General features: G+C 64.4%; 13 protein-coding genes. 7 read left to right on the forward strand and 6 right to left on the reverse strand.

Features of this window, described 5'->3' with window-relative positions; genetic code table 11:
- Positions 1-70 precede the first annotated feature (70 nt).
- On the forward strand, positions 71-2134 hold the full coding sequence (gene recG, locus ACOJSI_RS14905; protein ID WP_420139084.1) for an ATP-dependent DNA helicase RecG: 2064 nt from the start codon (positions 71-73) through the stop codon (positions 2132-2134).
- Positions 2135-2247: 113 nt separating this feature from the next.
- Positions 2248-3159, forward strand: a complete 912-nt coding sequence (locus tag ACOJSI_RS14910) for a VOC family protein (protein ID WP_420139085.1) — start codon at positions 2248-2250, stop codon at positions 3157-3159.
- Between the two features lie 36 nt (positions 3160-3195).
- Here the strand turns inward: ACOJSI_RS14910 and tyrS are convergent, their stop codons facing one another.
- The gene (tyrS, locus tag ACOJSI_RS14915; protein ID WP_420139096.1) at positions 3196-4428 is read right to left on the reverse strand and encodes a tyrosine--tRNA ligase; all 1233 of its coding nucleotides are present in this window, start codon (positions 4426-4428) and stop codon (positions 3196-3198) included.
- A gap of 356 nt (positions 4429-4784) precedes the next feature.
- Between tyrS and ACOJSI_RS14920 the strand changes: the two genes are divergently transcribed.
- Genes ACOJSI_RS14920 through ACOJSI_RS14930 form a run of 3 tightly spaced genes read left to right on the forward strand, consistent with a single transcriptional unit; the run spans position 4785 to position 6838 of the window.
- On the forward strand, positions 4785-5297 hold the full coding sequence (locus ACOJSI_RS14920) for a DOMON-like domain-containing protein (RefSeq protein WP_420139086.1): 513 nt from the start codon (positions 4785-4787) through the stop codon (positions 5295-5297).
- A gap of 4 nt (positions 5298-5301) precedes the next feature.
- Positions 5302-6501: an exo-beta-N-acetylmuramidase NamZ domain-containing protein gene (locus ACOJSI_RS14925; protein ID WP_420139087.1), complete on the forward strand. Its 1200-nt coding sequence runs from the start codon at positions 5302-5304 to the stop codon at positions 6499-6501.
- A 13-nt stretch (positions 6502-6514) separates the two neighbouring features.
- Positions 6515-6838: a hypothetical protein gene (locus tag ACOJSI_RS14930; protein ID WP_420139088.1), complete on the forward strand. Its 324-nt coding sequence runs from the start codon at positions 6515-6517 to the stop codon at positions 6836-6838.
- A 390-nt stretch (positions 6839-7228) separates the two neighbouring features.
- Here ACOJSI_RS14930 and rpoD read toward each other — a convergent pair whose 3' ends face one another.
- The 4 genes from rpoD to ACOJSI_RS14950 all read right to left on the reverse strand — a co-directional run bounded on the left by rpoD (position 7229) and on the right by ACOJSI_RS14950 (position 12092).
- Positions 7229-9268, reverse strand: a complete 2040-nt coding sequence (gene rpoD, locus ACOJSI_RS14935) for an RNA polymerase sigma factor RpoD (protein WP_420139089.1) — start codon at positions 9266-9268, stop codon at positions 7229-7231.
- Positions 9269-9294: 26 nt separating this feature from the next.
- Positions 9295-11154 carry a DNA primase gene (gene dnaG, locus ACOJSI_RS14940; protein WP_420139090.1) on the reverse strand — a complete coding sequence of 620 codons (1860 nt, stop codon included), beginning with the start codon at positions 11152-11154 and terminating at the stop codon, positions 9295-9297.
- Positions 11151-11546 carry an endonuclease domain-containing protein gene (locus ACOJSI_RS14945; RefSeq protein ID WP_420139091.1) on the reverse strand — a complete coding sequence of 132 codons (396 nt, stop codon included), beginning with the start codon at positions 11544-11546 and terminating at the stop codon, positions 11151-11153. Before ACOJSI_RS14945 ends, dnaG begins: the two co-directional genes overlap by 4 nt.
- A 93-nt stretch (positions 11547-11639) precedes the next feature.
- The gene (locus ACOJSI_RS14950) at positions 11640-12092 is read right to left on the reverse strand and encodes a GatB/YqeY domain-containing protein (RefSeq protein WP_420139092.1); all 453 of its coding nucleotides are present in this window, start codon (positions 12090-12092) and stop codon (positions 11640-11642) included.
- 140 nt (positions 12093-12232) lie between these two features.
- On the opposite strand from ACOJSI_RS14950, the gene carA reads away from it, so the two are divergent.
- The gene (carA, locus tag ACOJSI_RS14955) at positions 12233-13411 is read left to right on the forward strand and encodes a glutamine-hydrolyzing carbamoyl-phosphate synthase small subunit (protein ID WP_420139093.1); all 1179 of its coding nucleotides are present in this window, start codon (positions 12233-12235) and stop codon (positions 13409-13411) included.
- A gap of 47 nt (positions 13412-13458) precedes the next feature.
- Here carA and ACOJSI_RS14960 read toward each other — a convergent pair whose 3' ends face one another.
- The gene (locus ACOJSI_RS14960) at positions 13459-13578 is read right to left on the reverse strand and encodes a DUF559 domain-containing protein (protein ID WP_420139094.1); all 120 of its coding nucleotides are present in this window, start codon (positions 13576-13578) and stop codon (positions 13459-13461) included.
- A gap of 66 nt (positions 13579-13644) precedes the next feature.
- Here ACOJSI_RS14960 and ACOJSI_RS14965 point away from each other — a divergent pair.
- Positions 13645-13829: hypothetical protein (locus tag ACOJSI_RS14965; protein ID WP_420139095.1), on the forward strand; the 185-nt coding region annotated here is incomplete at its 3' end.

Here is a 13829-nt window from a genome sequence, read left to right on the forward strand (position 1 = left end):
GCTCCAAAAGGGAAGATCCGGCGGCCGCTTTGCGACGCCGGTACGGGGGGCTAATGACCCGTATCTAATCATGCGACCCGACATTCTCAATCCGCTGTTCGCCGAGGTGGAGGCGCTGAAAGGCGTCGGGCCGACGCTTGCCAAGCCGCTCGGCCGCCTCGGTCTGGCGCGTGTGATCGATCTGTTGTTCCACCTCCCCACCGGATGGGTGGATCGCAAGGCGGTGACGGAGCTGGACGAGGCGGATGTCGGGCGCATCATCACGATCACCGTAACCCCGACGGAATATCGCATGGGCGGCAGCGCGCGGGCCCCGTCCCGGGTGGTCGCGCGCGACTCCGCCGGCAATGTCGTCAGTCTTGTCTTCTTCGGCGGCTCCTCGGGCTGGGCGAAGAAGCAATTGCCGCTCGGCGAAGCCAAGGCCATTTCCGGCAAGCTCGATCGCTACGACCAATGGCTGCAGATCGTGCATCCCGAGGTGATGACGCCGGAGGAGGCGCAGGCCCTGCCGGCTCGTGAGGCCGTCTATGCCTTGTCCGAGGGGCTTACCAACAAGCGGCTGGGCGCGCTGGTGGCGCAGGCGATCGCGCGCATGCCGGTGCTGCCCGAATGGATCGAGCCGAGCTTGCTGGCCAAGCAGGATTGGCCGAGTTGGGCCGACGCCTTGCGCCGGATCCACGCCGATCCCGCCGATGCCAAGGCCCGCGAGCGATTGGCCTATGACGAGCTCTTCGCCAATCAGCTGGCGTTGATGCTGGTGCGCGCGTCTTCGCGCGGACGGCGGGGCACACCGCTGGCTGGCGACGGTCGGCTGCGGGATGCCCTGCGGCTGCCTTATCAGCCGACCGGCGCGCAGACGCGCACCGTGCGTGAGATCGAAGGCGATATGGCGCAGAGCGCGCCCATGCTGCGGCTGCTGCAGGGCGATGTCGGCGCCGGCAAAACGCTGGTCGCTTTGATGGCCCTACTGATCGCGGTGGAGGCGGGGGCGCAGGGGGCCTTGCTCGCGCCAACCGAAATCCTCGCACGCCAGCATTATGCGACGCTGTCGCGGCTGTTGGCGGGCGTGCCTGTCAATATCGCCATCCTGACCGGGCGGGACAAAGGGCGGGCGCGCGAAGCAACCTTGATGGGGCTGGCCGACGGATCGATCCACATCCTGATCGGCACGCATGCCATCTTTCAGGAGGCTGTCAGCTACAAGAAGCTTGGCCTTGCCGTGGTGGACGAGCAGCACCGTTTCGGTGTCGCCCAGCGTATGCTGCTGACCCAGAAGGCGGAGCGGCCGCCCCATCTGCTCGCGATGACGGCCACGCCGATCCCGCGCACGCTGACGCTCAGCCAATATGGCGAGATGGATTCCAGCCGGCTGGACGAGATGCCGCCGGGCCGGCAGCCGATCGAAACACGCGTCATATCAGACGACCGCCTGATCGAAGTGGTCGACGGCCTTGAGCGTCATCTGGCGGGGGGCGACCAAGCCTATTGGGTGTGCCCCCTGGTAGAGGAAAGCGAGGTCAGCGACCTTGCTGCCGCCGAGAGCCGCGCCGCCGCGCTGAACGCGCGCTTCCCAGGTAAGGTCGGCCTCGTCCACGGCCGCATGAAGGGACCGGAGAAGGACGCGGTGATGGCCGCATTCCAGCGTGGGGAGCTCGGTCTGCTGGTCGCCACGACGGTGATCGAGGTCGGCGTGGATGTTCCGAACGCCACCCTGATGGTGATCGAGCATGCCGATCGGTTCGGTCTGGCCCAGTTGCATCAGCTGCGTGGCCGCGTCGGCCGGGGGGAGGGCCGATCCATCTGCCTGCTGCTGCGCACCGCCGGCGGCCTGAGCGAAACGGCGCGCGCGCGGCTGGCGCTGCTGCGCGAAACCAATGACGGCTTCCGCATTGCCGAAGAGGATTTGCGGCTGCGCGGCGCAGGCGAGATATTGGGCACACGCCAGTCCGGCGAAGCCGCGTTCAAGCTTGCCACGCCGGAGCATAGCGCTGCCCTGATCGAGACGGCGACGCAGGATGCCCGGCTGCTGGTGGATCGCGATGGCGGATTGAGCGGACCCCGCGGACAGGCGGCACGGACGGCGCTGTATCTGTTCGAGCGGGATGCAGCGGTAGGACTGATCCGATCGGGGTGATCGTGTCGGACATAATCGGGTTATCGCCGCGGAACAGGGGTTTACGCCGGGGCGGGCGCCCGGCAAGACCGGATTTGGGGACTGGGTACAACCAGACCAATGAGGGGATGAAGATGCGGCGTCTTGCCACGATTGCTTTGGGATTTGTGCTGGCTACCACCGGCTTGGCGGCGCCGCAGCGGCCGCCGATCACGGGCATATCCCATATCGCGGTCTTCTCCGCTGACATGGCGGCCTCCGATGATTATTATACCCGCATCCTTGGTGCCCATAAGGCGACCGATCCGGAGAATCCGCACGGCGTGCGCTATCATTTCAGCACGACGCAATTCGTGGAAGTGCTGCCGCTTGGCCCCAATCCGGGGGAGAGCCGTCTTGCCCATATCGGCTGGAGCACGACGGATGCCGCGGGCCTGCGCGCTTATCTGATCGCGCGTGGCTATCCCGGCGTGTCGCCAGTCACGAAAGCGTTCGACGGCAGCCTGTGGTTTTCGGCACAGGATCCGGAAGGCAATGACGTGCAGTTCGTCCAGTCCGTTGCGGCCCCCCGCGCAGAGCCGGGCGCGATCAGCGGGCGCATCATCCACGTTGGCCTGATGGTCCGCAATCGCGTGAAGCAGGACAGCTTCTACCGCGATCTGCTGGGCTTCCGGCCTTATTGGTATGGCGCGAAGAAGGAAGGGGCCACCGACTGGGTCTCGCAGCAAGCGCCCGACAGCCGCGATTGGCTGGAATATATGATGGTGGGCGACGGATCGACGGTGCCGATGGAGCGCGTGGATGCCCGGCAGCTGGGCGTGCTCAACCATTTTTCGCTTGGCGTGCCCAACATGCAGAATGCGGTGACGACGCTGATCGCCGGCGACCGGCTTAGCCCGCGCCATGACGGCCCCAATATGGGCCTCGATGGCAAGTGGCAGGCGAACCTCTACGATCCGGACGGTACGCGGGCCGAGCTGATGGAATTCCAGCCCGTCACCAAGCCGTGCTGCTCGCCATTCACGCAGCCCAGCCCAACCAATTGAGGCGGGCGGGACCCTGCGCGCGAGGGCCAGTGGCGATCAGCCCTTTTCGAGGAGTCCGTGGCGCTTCTTGCCGAGGCTGAGCTTTACCGGCGCGTCCTGGTCGAGGACAATTTCATACCGTTCGTCCTTGATCGGGATGTCGTTGAGACGCACCGCGCCTTCCGCGATCTTGCGCCGGGCTTCGCCATTGGAGCCGGCAAAGCCGAGCACCGTAAGCGCGGTGACGATGCCGATCGTGCCTTCGGTCACCCGGATCGTGGGCAAGCCTTCGCCGGCGCCGCCCTGGGCGAAGGTTTCCTGCGCCGTGGTCTGCGCCTGCACGGCGGCTTCGGCGCCGCGGCAGAGCTTGGTGGCTTCGGTCGCGAGCACGACCTTGGCATGATTGATCTCGGCGCCTTCCAGCGCCTCCAGTCGCGCAATCTCGTCGAGCGGCAGATCGGTGAACAGGCGCAGGAAACGGCCGACGTCGCCGTCATGCGTGTTCCGCCAGAATTGCCAATAATCGTAAGCGGGGAGCTGATCTTCGTTCAGCCAGACGGCGCCCGCCATCGTCTTGCCCATCTTGCCGCCGTCGGCGGTGGTGATGAGCGGGGTGGTGACGCCGAACACTTCGGTGCCGTCCATGCGCCGGGCCAGTTCGATCCCGTTGACGATATTGCCCCATTGATCCGATCCGCCGAGCTGCAGGCGGCAGCCGGCGCGGCGCGACAGCTCCAGGAAATCGTAGGCCTGGAGGATCATGTAGTTGAATTCGAGGAAGGACAGCGACTGTTCGCGGTCGAGCCGCAGCTTCACCGAATCGAAGCTGAGCATGCGATTGATCGAGAAATGCTGCCCGACCTCGCGCAGGAACGGGATATATTCCAGCGCGTCGAGCCATTCGGCATTGTCGACCATCACCGCATCGGTCGGGCCATCACCGAAGGTGAGGAAGCGGGAAAATACCTGTTTGATCGAGGCGACGTTGGACGCGATCAGATCGTTGGTCAGCAGCTTGCGCGCTTCGTCCTTGAAGCTGGGATCGCCGATCTTGCCGGTGCCGCCGCCCATCAGCACAATCGGCTTGTGCCCGGTCTGCTGCAGGCGACGCAGGATCATGATCTGCACCAGGCTGCCGACATGCAGCGACGGCGCGGTTGGATCGAAGCCGATATAAGCGGGCACGATCTGCTTGGCGGCAAGCGCGTCGAGCGCGGCCGCATCGGTGACCTGGTGGATATAGCCGCGCTCAGAGAGGACGCGCAGCAAGTCGGACTGGAATTCGCTCATGATGCGGCGGCGCTTAGCATGTTCGTTCAAGGATGCGAGGGTGAAGACGCGGTTGCTGCGGCCGAACTGCATCGGGTTCGCCGGCCTCGCATCGTCATTGCGAGCCGCGTAGCGGCGCGGCAATCCAGTCGAATGTCCATGATCGCCAGCCCGCCGTCTACATCATGGAGTTATGGAGCATGCGATCCTGCGCGAGAAGCAGATCAAGGGCGGGTCGCGTTTCAGAAAGCTTGCGTTGATGGAGCACGCCAATCCCGATTGGCAGGATCCGTACCCCAAGATTTGGATGTAGGGCTGGATTGCTTCGTCGCTCCGCTCCTCGCAATGACGGCCGAAGTGCGCCAAGGGGAGCTCCCATGTTGTCGCTGAACCTTCACCCGAGCAGCCCGTCGCCGGCGACACGGATCGAGGTCGAACTGGCGCGCGTGCCCGGCGGCCTGCGGCTGGACTATCATCTGTTCGGCGACCTCAACCGCGTCCGCTTCCCGGGGTTTCGGCCGGCCGTCCGCACCGACGAATTGTGGAAACATAGCTGCTTAGAAGCCTTCGTCGGCGCGGGCGACGGCTATTATGAATTCAACCTCTCCCCCTCCACGCAATGGGCCGCCTACCATTTCGATGCGTATCGGGCCGGCATGCGTGAAGCCGATATTCCGGATCCGGCGGTGGCCTGGGCAGAGGGAAGGGGGCGCGCGACCCTCTCTGCCACGCTGTCCCTTCCGCCCGATGTGACGGGGCCGATCGGTCTGTCCGCGGTAATCGAGGACACAAGCGGTGTACGCTCTTTCTGGGCACTCGCGCATCCTCCCGGGCCTCCCGATTTCCACAACGCCGCTTGCTTCGCGGCCGAACTGCCGCCAGCAGGCTGACTGTATGGAATTCGGTATCGATCGGCTGCTCGCCGACCCTTCGCTTGTCGCTGAGCTCAAGGGGCGCCGCGTCGCGCTACTGGCTCATCCAGCATCGGTTACGGCCGACCTGGTTCATTCGCTGGACGCGCTGGTGGGGGCGGGGTTGAACGTGACCGCGGCCTTCGGGCCGCAGCACGGCCTGCGCGGCGACAAGCAGGACAATATGGTGGAATCGCCCGATTTCACCGACCCCGTGCACGGCATGCCGGTCTTCAGCCTGTATGGCGAGGTGCGCCGCCCGACGGATGAGGCAATGGCCACGTTCGACGTGCTGCTGGTCGATCTGCAGGATCTGGGCTGCCGGATCTACACCTTCATCACGACGCTGCTCTACGTGCTGGAAGCTGCCGCGGCCCATGGCAAGGAGGTCTGGGTGCTCGACAGGCCCAATCCGGCGGGGCGTCCGGTCGAAGGCACCACGCTGATCGCGGGATGGGAGAGCTTCGTCGGCGCAGGCCCGATGCCGATGCGGCATGGGCTGACCCTGGGCGAACTGGGCCATTGGTTCATTGCCCGCGGCAAGCTGGATGTGGCCTATCGGGTCATTCAGATGACCGGCTATGCGCCGGACGCTGCGCCTGGATATGGCTGGCCGCTGGGCGAGCGTTTGTGGATCAACCCCAGCCCGAACGCGCCCAATCTGTGGATGGCACGCGCTTATTCCGGGACGGTGATGCTGGAGGGCACCACCTTGTCCGAAGGGCGCGGCACCACCCGCCCGCTGGAATTGTTCGGCGCGCCGGACATCGTCGCGCGCGATGTCATTGCCGAAATGCGTCGGCTGGCGCCGGACTGGCTGGCCGGTTGCGCGTTGCGCGAGATCATGTTCGAGCCGACCTTTCACAAGCATGTCCACCAGCTTTGCTCGGGTGTTCACATCCATGCGGAGGGACATTGCTATGATCATGAGGCGTTCCGCCCGTGGCGGCTGCAGGCGCTCGCGTTCAAGGCGATCCGGGGATTGTATCCGTCTTATGAATTATGGCGCGACTTTCCTTACGAATATGCCTTCGGGAAGCTGCCGATCGACGTGATCAATGGCGGCCCCGGCTTGCGGGAATGGGTCGATGATGCGGCCGCCGTGCCAGCTGATCTGGAGGCGCTCGCAAGCCCGGACGAAGAGGCCTGGCGTGAGGAGCGCGAGCCTTATCTGCTTTACTGAAAAAGGACCTTCGATGATCCGATCTTCCGCTTCGGTTGTACTGGCGGCCTTCCTCCTGCCGTCGCTTGCGGCGCCCGCACAGGCGTCGACCGATGCCGCCTGGGCGGCTTCGACGAAGGCGGGCCGCGCGGCCTGTATCGCGGCGGCAAATCTGGCCCGTCCGACCGTGTCCGCGCCGCTCAACTTCAGCGATCAGGTCGGGCGCGACGCCATGCTCGTGCGCGGGCGTTACAAGCAGCGTTACATGAAGAATGCGCCGAGCACGATGCTGTGCCTGTACGACCGTCGCACCCACAAGGCCGAGACGGTCGATGCCAAGGGCTGGACGGCGGGGTAGGGCCAGGCCGCTCGACCGGAGTTTGCCAAACCGCACGTTGATCGCCGGCTGCGGCGGGCAGCTGTCAGTTTGGGCCGTCCGACAGAGGACTGGAGTCCAAGCAGCGCGCTAGACGCGTCGCGGAGCAGGTCCTGAAACAGGTCCAGGGCGACGGTGCGTTGGGGGGCGACGGGTGGGCGGCCACCCGCTCGTCATGCTGAACTTGGTTCAGCATCCATCGGGAGGCACGCGTCGTTGACGAGTGTGCGCATTACGCCTTATCGACACCCGATTATAGGCTGCGTTGCCTGGCCGCGGGATGGACCCTGAAACAAGTTCAGGGTGACGTGGACTATGGTTACACTGGCGCCATCGCGAGGCGCAGCGCGCGCGGCCGATGCGCAGCCCGACCTATTGGTCGAGGAAGCTGCGCATCTTGCGGCTGCGGCTCGGATGCTTGAGCTTGCGCAGCGCCTTGGCCTCGATCTGGCGGATACGTTCGCGCGTCACCGAGAATTGCTGGCCGACCTCTTCCAGCGTGTGATCGGTGTTCATGCCGATGCCGAAGCGCATGCGCAGCACGCGCTCCTCACGCGGGGTGAGGCTGGCGAGGACGCGGGTGACCGTTTCCTTGAGGTTGGCCTGGATCGCGGCATCGACCGGGATCACCGCATTCTTGTCCTCGATGAAATCGCCCAGGTGCGAATCTTCCTCGTCGCCGATCGGCGTCTCGAGGCTGATCGGCTCCTTGGCGATCTTCATCACCTTGCGCACCTTTTCGAGCGGCATGCTCAGGCGCTCGGCCAGCTCTTCCGGGGTCGGCTCGCGGCCGGTCTCGTGCAGGAATTGGCGGCTGGTGCGGACCAGCTTGTTGATCGTCTCGATCATGTGGACCGGGATGCGGATCGTGCGTGCCTGGTCCGCGATCGAGCGCGTGATCGCCTGGCGGATCCACCAGGTGGCGTAGGTCGAGAATTTGTAGCCGCGGCGATATTCGAACTTATCGACCGCCTTCATCAGGCCGATATTGCCTTCCTGGATCAGATCCAGGAACTGCAGGCCGCGGTTGGTATATTTCTTCGCGATCGAGATGACGAGGCGCAGGTTCGCCTCGACCATTTCCTTCTTCGCGATGCGGGCTTCGCGTTCGCCCTTCTGCACCATGTTGACGATGCGGCGGAACTCGGTGAGCGACATGCCGGTCGCCGACGCGATTTCGCCGATCTCGGCGCGAATGCGCTCGACCGGGGCAGCCTCTTCGGTCGCGAAGGCCGTCCACTTCTTGTCGAGCTTCGAAACGGTGGTGAGCCAGCCTTCCTCGGTTTCATGGCCGATATAGCGGTCCAGGAAATCCTTGCGGGGCACCTTATGGCGCTCGGCCAGACGCAGCATCTGGCCGCCGAGCGCGGTGAGGCGCCGGTTGAACGAATAAAGCTGATCGACCAGATGTTCGATCTTGGCGGCGTGGAACTTCACGCTTTCCACCTGCGCGGTCAATTCCTCGCGCAGATTCTGATATTTGGTCTCTTCCGCCTTGGGGAAGTCATCGCCCATGCCGAGCGCGTCGACGCGCTTGGCCTGGAGCTTGGCGAAGCTCTTGTAGAGTGCGGTGATGGCCGCGAACTTTTCGAGCGCCTGCGGCTTGAGCTGCTCTTCCATCTGCGCCAGCGACAAGGTGTTATCCTCATCATCGTCGTCGGACGGACGCGGCACGCGGCGTTCGGTCAGGCCGTCCTCATCCTCGTCGGACGAGGCGGATTCCTCGGGCTCGTCTTCTTCCTTGAAGGACGGGCCGGCGCTCTTCTCGCTGATTTCGCCTGTGTCGTCCTCGGCGCCTTCCACCTGCTCGGCGGTCGGGCCCTTGGAGACCATCGCATCGAGATCGAGGATCTCGCGCAGCTGCATCGTGCCTTCGTTCAGCTGGGTCGACCAGTCGATGATGGCGTTGAAAGTAATCGGGCTCTCGCACAGCCCCTGGATCATCGTGTCGCGGCCGGCCTCGATGCGCTTGGCGATGGCGATCTCGCCCTCGCGGGAGAGCAGTTCGACCGCGCCCATCTCGCGCAGATACATGCGCACCGGATCGTCGGTGCGATCGACGGTTTCCTTCTTGGTCGCCGTGGCGGTGAAGGTCGTGACGGTTTCGTCACCGGTCGTTTCCTCGACCTCGTCCTCTTCCGGCTGCTGAGTCTGCTCGCCTTCCTCGCCAGCCTCCTCATTCTCGACGACGTTGACGCCCATCTCGTTGAGGGCCGACATCACGTCTTCGATCTGATCGGTCGTCATCTGATCTTGCGGCAAAGCTTCGTTGAGCTCGTCCACGGTGATGTAACCGCGCTTCTTGGCGCGCGCGAAGACTTTCTTGATCGACGAGTCGTTGAGATCGATCAGAGGCGCATCGCCACTGTCCATCTTCTCGCCTGCATCCGCAACCATGCCGTTCTTCGCCATGCTACCTCTTTGATCCCGTAACTCGCTCATTCGCCTTCCGGCTGCAATAAATCCATCAGCCGACGTTCGACTTCCCGCTTTTCGCGCGTCAAACGCTGCTGTTCCGCGAAGCTCGCCTCATCCGTCGTGGTGCCCAATCTGCGGGTTGCTTCCGCCAGCGCCTGCTCGATCAGCGGGTGCGTTACCAACACGTCGATCGCTTCTCCAAGATCGCGCGTCGCACGACTCGGGTCCGCATCGCTGCGCAGAAAGGAAAAGGCAAGACTGTTCGTCTGGCACAGCTCATCCGCCACCGATCCAAGCCCGGCATTTGCCAATATGGAATGCGCGCCGTCACCTTCAAGGGAGCGGCCGGTGAAAGCCGCATCGACCAGCGCATCGCGGATGCGCTCGAGCACCGGATCGCCCAGCGGGAGTTCGGCCAGCGCCTCGGCATGCGCCGCCAGAATGCCTGGGTGGAGGACCAGCCCGGCGATGATGGCGCGCGCGAACATCGGATCGACACCGCCTTTGCCGATCGAGCGCGCGCCCGGGGTCGTGGGCCGGGGCGGAGGCTTGCGGAAATCGCCGCGGCGGAATGGCTGTCTTTCCCGAAAAGAGCGTTCCTCATGGGCGGGACGACTGGACGCGGATCCGAACAGCGCGTCGAAGCGGCGGCGAAATTCCAGCTTATATTCTTCGGCTGTGCCCTTGTCGGCGATCGTGCCGGCAAGCTCGGCCAGCCGCCGGCGCAAGCCGGCGCGCGTTTCCGGCGTATCGAGCGGGGTCGCTTCCTTCTCGTGCCGCCAGATGAGGTCGACCAGCGGAATGGCGGTCTGCAGCGCGGCTTCGAACGCGGCCTTGCCGCCGGCCTTGATGAGATCGTCGGGATCCTGCCCGTTGGGCAATGTGGCGAAGCGCAGGGAGCGATCCGGTGCCACCATCGGCAAGGCGCGCAAGGCGGCGCGAATCGCGGCCTTCTGCCCGGCCTTGTCGCCATCGAAACACAGGATCGGAACCGGCACGAGCCGCCAGAGCCGTTCGATCTGCGCCTCCGTCAGCGCCGTGCCCAAGGGAGCAACCGCCTCGTCAATGCCGGCGCCTGCCAGCGCGATGACATCCATATAGCCCTCAACGACGATCACCCGGTCGGTCTTGCGGCTGGCGGGGCCGGCGCGATCGAGATTGTAGAGCGTGCGCCCTTTATCGAAGAGCGGTGTATCCGGCGAATTCAGATATTTGGGCTCGCCGCTGTCGAGGATGCGTCCGCCGAACGCGATCGTACGGCCGCGCGCGTCGCGAACGGGGAAGATCAGCCGTCCGCGAAAGCGGTCATAGGGCTCTTTATCATCCACCAGGATGAGCAGCCCCGCTTCAACCAGCGTATCATTGCCGAAGCTGGCGAGGGCCGCCTTGAGCTTCCCCCGCGAATCCGGCGCGAAGCCCAGGCCGAACGCCTTCACCAGCGCATCCGATACGCGGCGCCGCGTCAGATAGGCGCGCGCTTCCGTGCCGGCGATGCCCTGCAACTGCTCCGCAAACCATTTCTGCGCGGCCTCTGACGCGGCGACCAGCCCGGTGGCGCGTTCGGCCCGTTCGGCGGAACGCGGATCAGGCGCCGGCAGCTCAAGCCCCGCCGCCTGGGCGAGTTCCTTGACCGCATCCATGAAGGGCATGCCCTTGGCTTCGGTCAGAAAGCGGATGGCGTCGCCATGGGCCGAACATCCGAAGCAATGATAGAAGCCTTTCTCGTCATTGACGTAAAAACTTGGTGTTTTCTCGTCATGAAAGGGGCAGCAGGCCCGATATTCGCGGCCCGCTTTCTGCAACTTGACGGTGCGGCCGATCAGCCCGGACAGCAAGGTCCGGTGGCGGAGTTCATCCAGGAATTGCGGGGACAGGCTCAAAAGAGCTCCCCTCCCGCTTGCGCGAGGGGCTGGGGGTGGGGGATCAACCGGCTCAATGCTTGCAAAATTTCCAGCAGGACGCCTTCCAGTCGCTCTGTCACGTCCGCATTTGTGAATCGGATGACGGTAAATCCCAGCTTCTTCAACGACTCTGTCCGGCGCTGATCCTGCTCGATACGCACGTCATGACTGTAGCCGTCGACTTCAATGATCAGCCCGCACTCTCTGCAAAGGAAATCGGCAAAATAGTCGCCTACCGGCATTTGCCGACTGAACTTATACCCCCCTAGCCGACGGCCACCAAGGTGCCTCCAAAGCAAACGCTCGGCGGGGCTCGCCGCGTTACGGAGTTCACGCGCTCTTTCCGTGTTCCTCGTCCGGAAGACGGTCATCCCCACCCCCAGCCCCTCCCGCAAGCGGGAGGGGAGCTTCAGCGCCTGCCCTTTTCAAACGGAGGCGCGACCTACCGCTCTTTCGTTACGCCATTACCCCAATCGCGCCTTCACCAGCGCGCTGGCTTTGCTCATGTCCATTTGGCCGGCGTGGCGCTCTTTGAGGGCAGCCATCACACGGCCCATGTCCTTGACCGAGGTCGCGCCAAGTTCGGTCGCGATGGCGTCGATGGCGCTGGCCGCTTCGGCTTCGCTCATCTGCTGGGGCAGGAAGCGTTCAATGACCGCGATCTCCGCCAGCTCTGCGTCGGCCAGCTCCTGACGGCCGCCTTTTTGATACAGATCGACCGATTCGCGGCGCTGCTTGATCATTTTTTGCAGGACTTCGGTGACCAGCACGTCGTCGTCCGGCGTGGTCGTGGCGGTGCGAAGCTCGATATCGCGATTCTTGATCGCGGCCTGGATCAGTCGGGTGGCGTTGACGGTTGCGGTGTCGCGCGCCTTCATCGCGGCGAGCTGCGCCGTCTTGATATCGTCTCTAATCATGGAATCTCTCGGGGTGGAGCGGAAACCTCCATTCTAGCCGGAACCCGCCCGATTGGGTAGAGTTGACCCGCCGAACAAGGCCGTCTAGCGGACGGCGCTTAGCGACATCGCTGCTCAACCCATTGGAGTGCCCGCCTACTATGGCCGACGCCACGACTTCTCGCGCGCCGTCTCCCGAAGGCGCAACCGGTGTCCTCGTGCTGGGTGATGGTAGCGTCATATGGGGCCGCGGCTTTGGGGCCGAAGGGGCCGCCGTGGGCGAGGTATGCTTCAACACGGCGATGACCGGCTATCAGGAAGTGATGACAGATCCGTCCTATGCCGGGCAGATCGTGACCTTCACCTTCCCGCACATCGGCAATGTCGGTGCGAATCCTGAAGATATCGAAGCGATCAACCCCCATGCGCTCGGCTGCGTCGTGCGTGAGGACGTGACCGATCCTTCCAATTTCCGGTCGACGCAGCGGTTCGACGGCTGGTTGCGCAATAACGGCCGGATCGGGCTGTCGGGTGTCGATACGCGCGCCCTGACCCGCGCCATCCGCCTGGGTGGTGCGCCGAACGGCGTGATCGCGCACAATGCCAAGGGCGAATTCGATCTGGATGCGCTCGCCGAGCAGGCGCGCAGCTGGCCGGGGCTCGAGGGCATGGACCTCGCCAAGGACGTGTCCTCGACCCAGAGCTACAAATGGGACGACGGCTTGTGGACGCTGGGGGAGGGCTACGCGACGCATGCCGCCAACCCGGACGGGCCGCACGTCGTGGCGATCGACTTCGGGCTGAAGCGCAACATCCTGCGCAATCTGGTTGCGGCCGGCGCGCGCGTCACCGTCGTGCCGGCTACGGCGACGTTCGAGGACGTCATGGCGCACGATCCGGACGGCGTATTCCTGTCCAACGGCCCAGGGGATCCGGCCGCGACCGGCGCTTATGCGGTGCCGGTGATCCAGGAATTGCTCAAGATCGCCAAGCCGATCTTCGGCATCTGCCTTGGGCACCAATTGCTGGGTCTGGCGGTCGGCGCCAAGACGGCCAAGATGCACCAGGGCCATCGCGGGGCCAATCACCCGGTGAAACGCAATGACGACGGCCGCGTCGAGATCACCAGCATGAACCACGGCTTCGCGGTGCTGACCGAGACGCTGCCGGCCAATGCCGAGCCTACCCATATCTCGCTGTTCGACGGATCACTGGCGGGGCTGCGCCTGACCGACAAGCCGGCCTTCTCGGTGCAATATCACCCGGAAGCCAGCCCCGGCCCGCAGGATAGTCATTACCTGTTTGAGCAGTTCGTGAGCCAGTTGCGGAGTGTACGGTGATCCCCTCTCCCCAGCGGGAAGAGGGCTGGGGTTGGGAGGAGCCCGCGTCAGCACACAAACTTGGCGCCCTCGATCTGCCGGTTCCTGAGGCGCTGCCAGAGCACCGCTTCAACATCCGTCACCGCTCGCCGGAGCTCGCGCGCAACCGGAGTCAGTCTGCTCTCCATCTGCGTCGTTCACCCTCACCCAACCCTTTCCCTGCAGGGAGAGGGCTTTCAGGTCTCGCATAACCCATGCCCAAGCGCACCGACATCAAATCCATCCTTATCATCGGCGCCGGCCCGATCGTCATCGGCCAGGCGTGCGAGTTCGATTACTCGGGGACGCAGGCGTGCAAGGCGCTGCGCGAGGAGGGCTACCGCATCATCCTCGTCAATTCGAACCCGGCGACGATCATGACCGATCCGGACATGGCGGA

Origin of the sequence: Sphingomonas sp. (assembly GCF_048595155.1) — a bacterium.
Taxonomy (GTDB): domain Bacteria; phylum Pseudomonadota; class Alphaproteobacteria; order Sphingomonadales; family Sphingomonadaceae; genus Sphingomonas_I.

Bases quoted from the DNA above. Each gene is read 5' to 3' on its own strand.
- ACOJSI_RS14960 (WP_420139094.1), bottom strand. From the start codon at position 13,578: ATGGAGAGCAGACTGACTCCGGTTGCGCGCGAGCTCCGGCGAGCGGTG.
- tyrS (WP_420139096.1), bottom strand. From the start codon at position 4,428: ATGAGCGAATTCCAGTCCGACTTGCTGCGCGTCCTCTCTGAGCGCGGC.
- recG (WP_420139084.1), top strand. From the start codon at position 71: ATGCGACCCGACATTCTCAATCCGCTGTTCGCCGAGGTGGAGGCGCTG.
- carA (WP_420139093.1), top strand. From the start codon at position 12,233: ATGGCCGACGCCACGACTTCTCGCGCGCCGTCTCCCGAAGGCGCAACC.
- ACOJSI_RS14925 (WP_420139087.1), top strand. From the start codon at position 5,302: ATGGAATTCGGTATCGATCGGCTGCTCGCCGACCCTTCGCTTGTCGCT.
- ACOJSI_RS14950 (WP_420139092.1), bottom strand. From the start codon at position 12,092: ATGATTAGAGACGATATCAAGACGGCGCAGCTCGCCGCGATGAAGGCG.
- ACOJSI_RS14910 (WP_420139085.1), top strand. From the start codon at position 2,248: ATGCGGCGTCTTGCCACGATTGCTTTGGGATTTGTGCTGGCTACCACC.
- ACOJSI_RS14920 (WP_420139086.1), top strand. From the start codon at position 4,785: ATGTTGTCGCTGAACCTTCACCCGAGCAGCCCGTCGCCGGCGACACGG.
- ACOJSI_RS14945 (WP_420139091.1), bottom strand. From the start codon at position 11,546: ATGACCGTCTTCCGGACGAGGAACACGGAAAGAGCGCGTGAACTCCGT.
- rpoD (WP_420139089.1), bottom strand. From the start codon at position 9,268: ATGGCGAAGAACGGCATGGTTGCGGATGCAGGCGAGAAGATGGACAGT.
- ACOJSI_RS14930 (WP_420139088.1), top strand. From the start codon at position 6,515: ATGATCCGATCTTCCGCTTCGGTTGTACTGGCGGCCTTCCTCCTGCCG.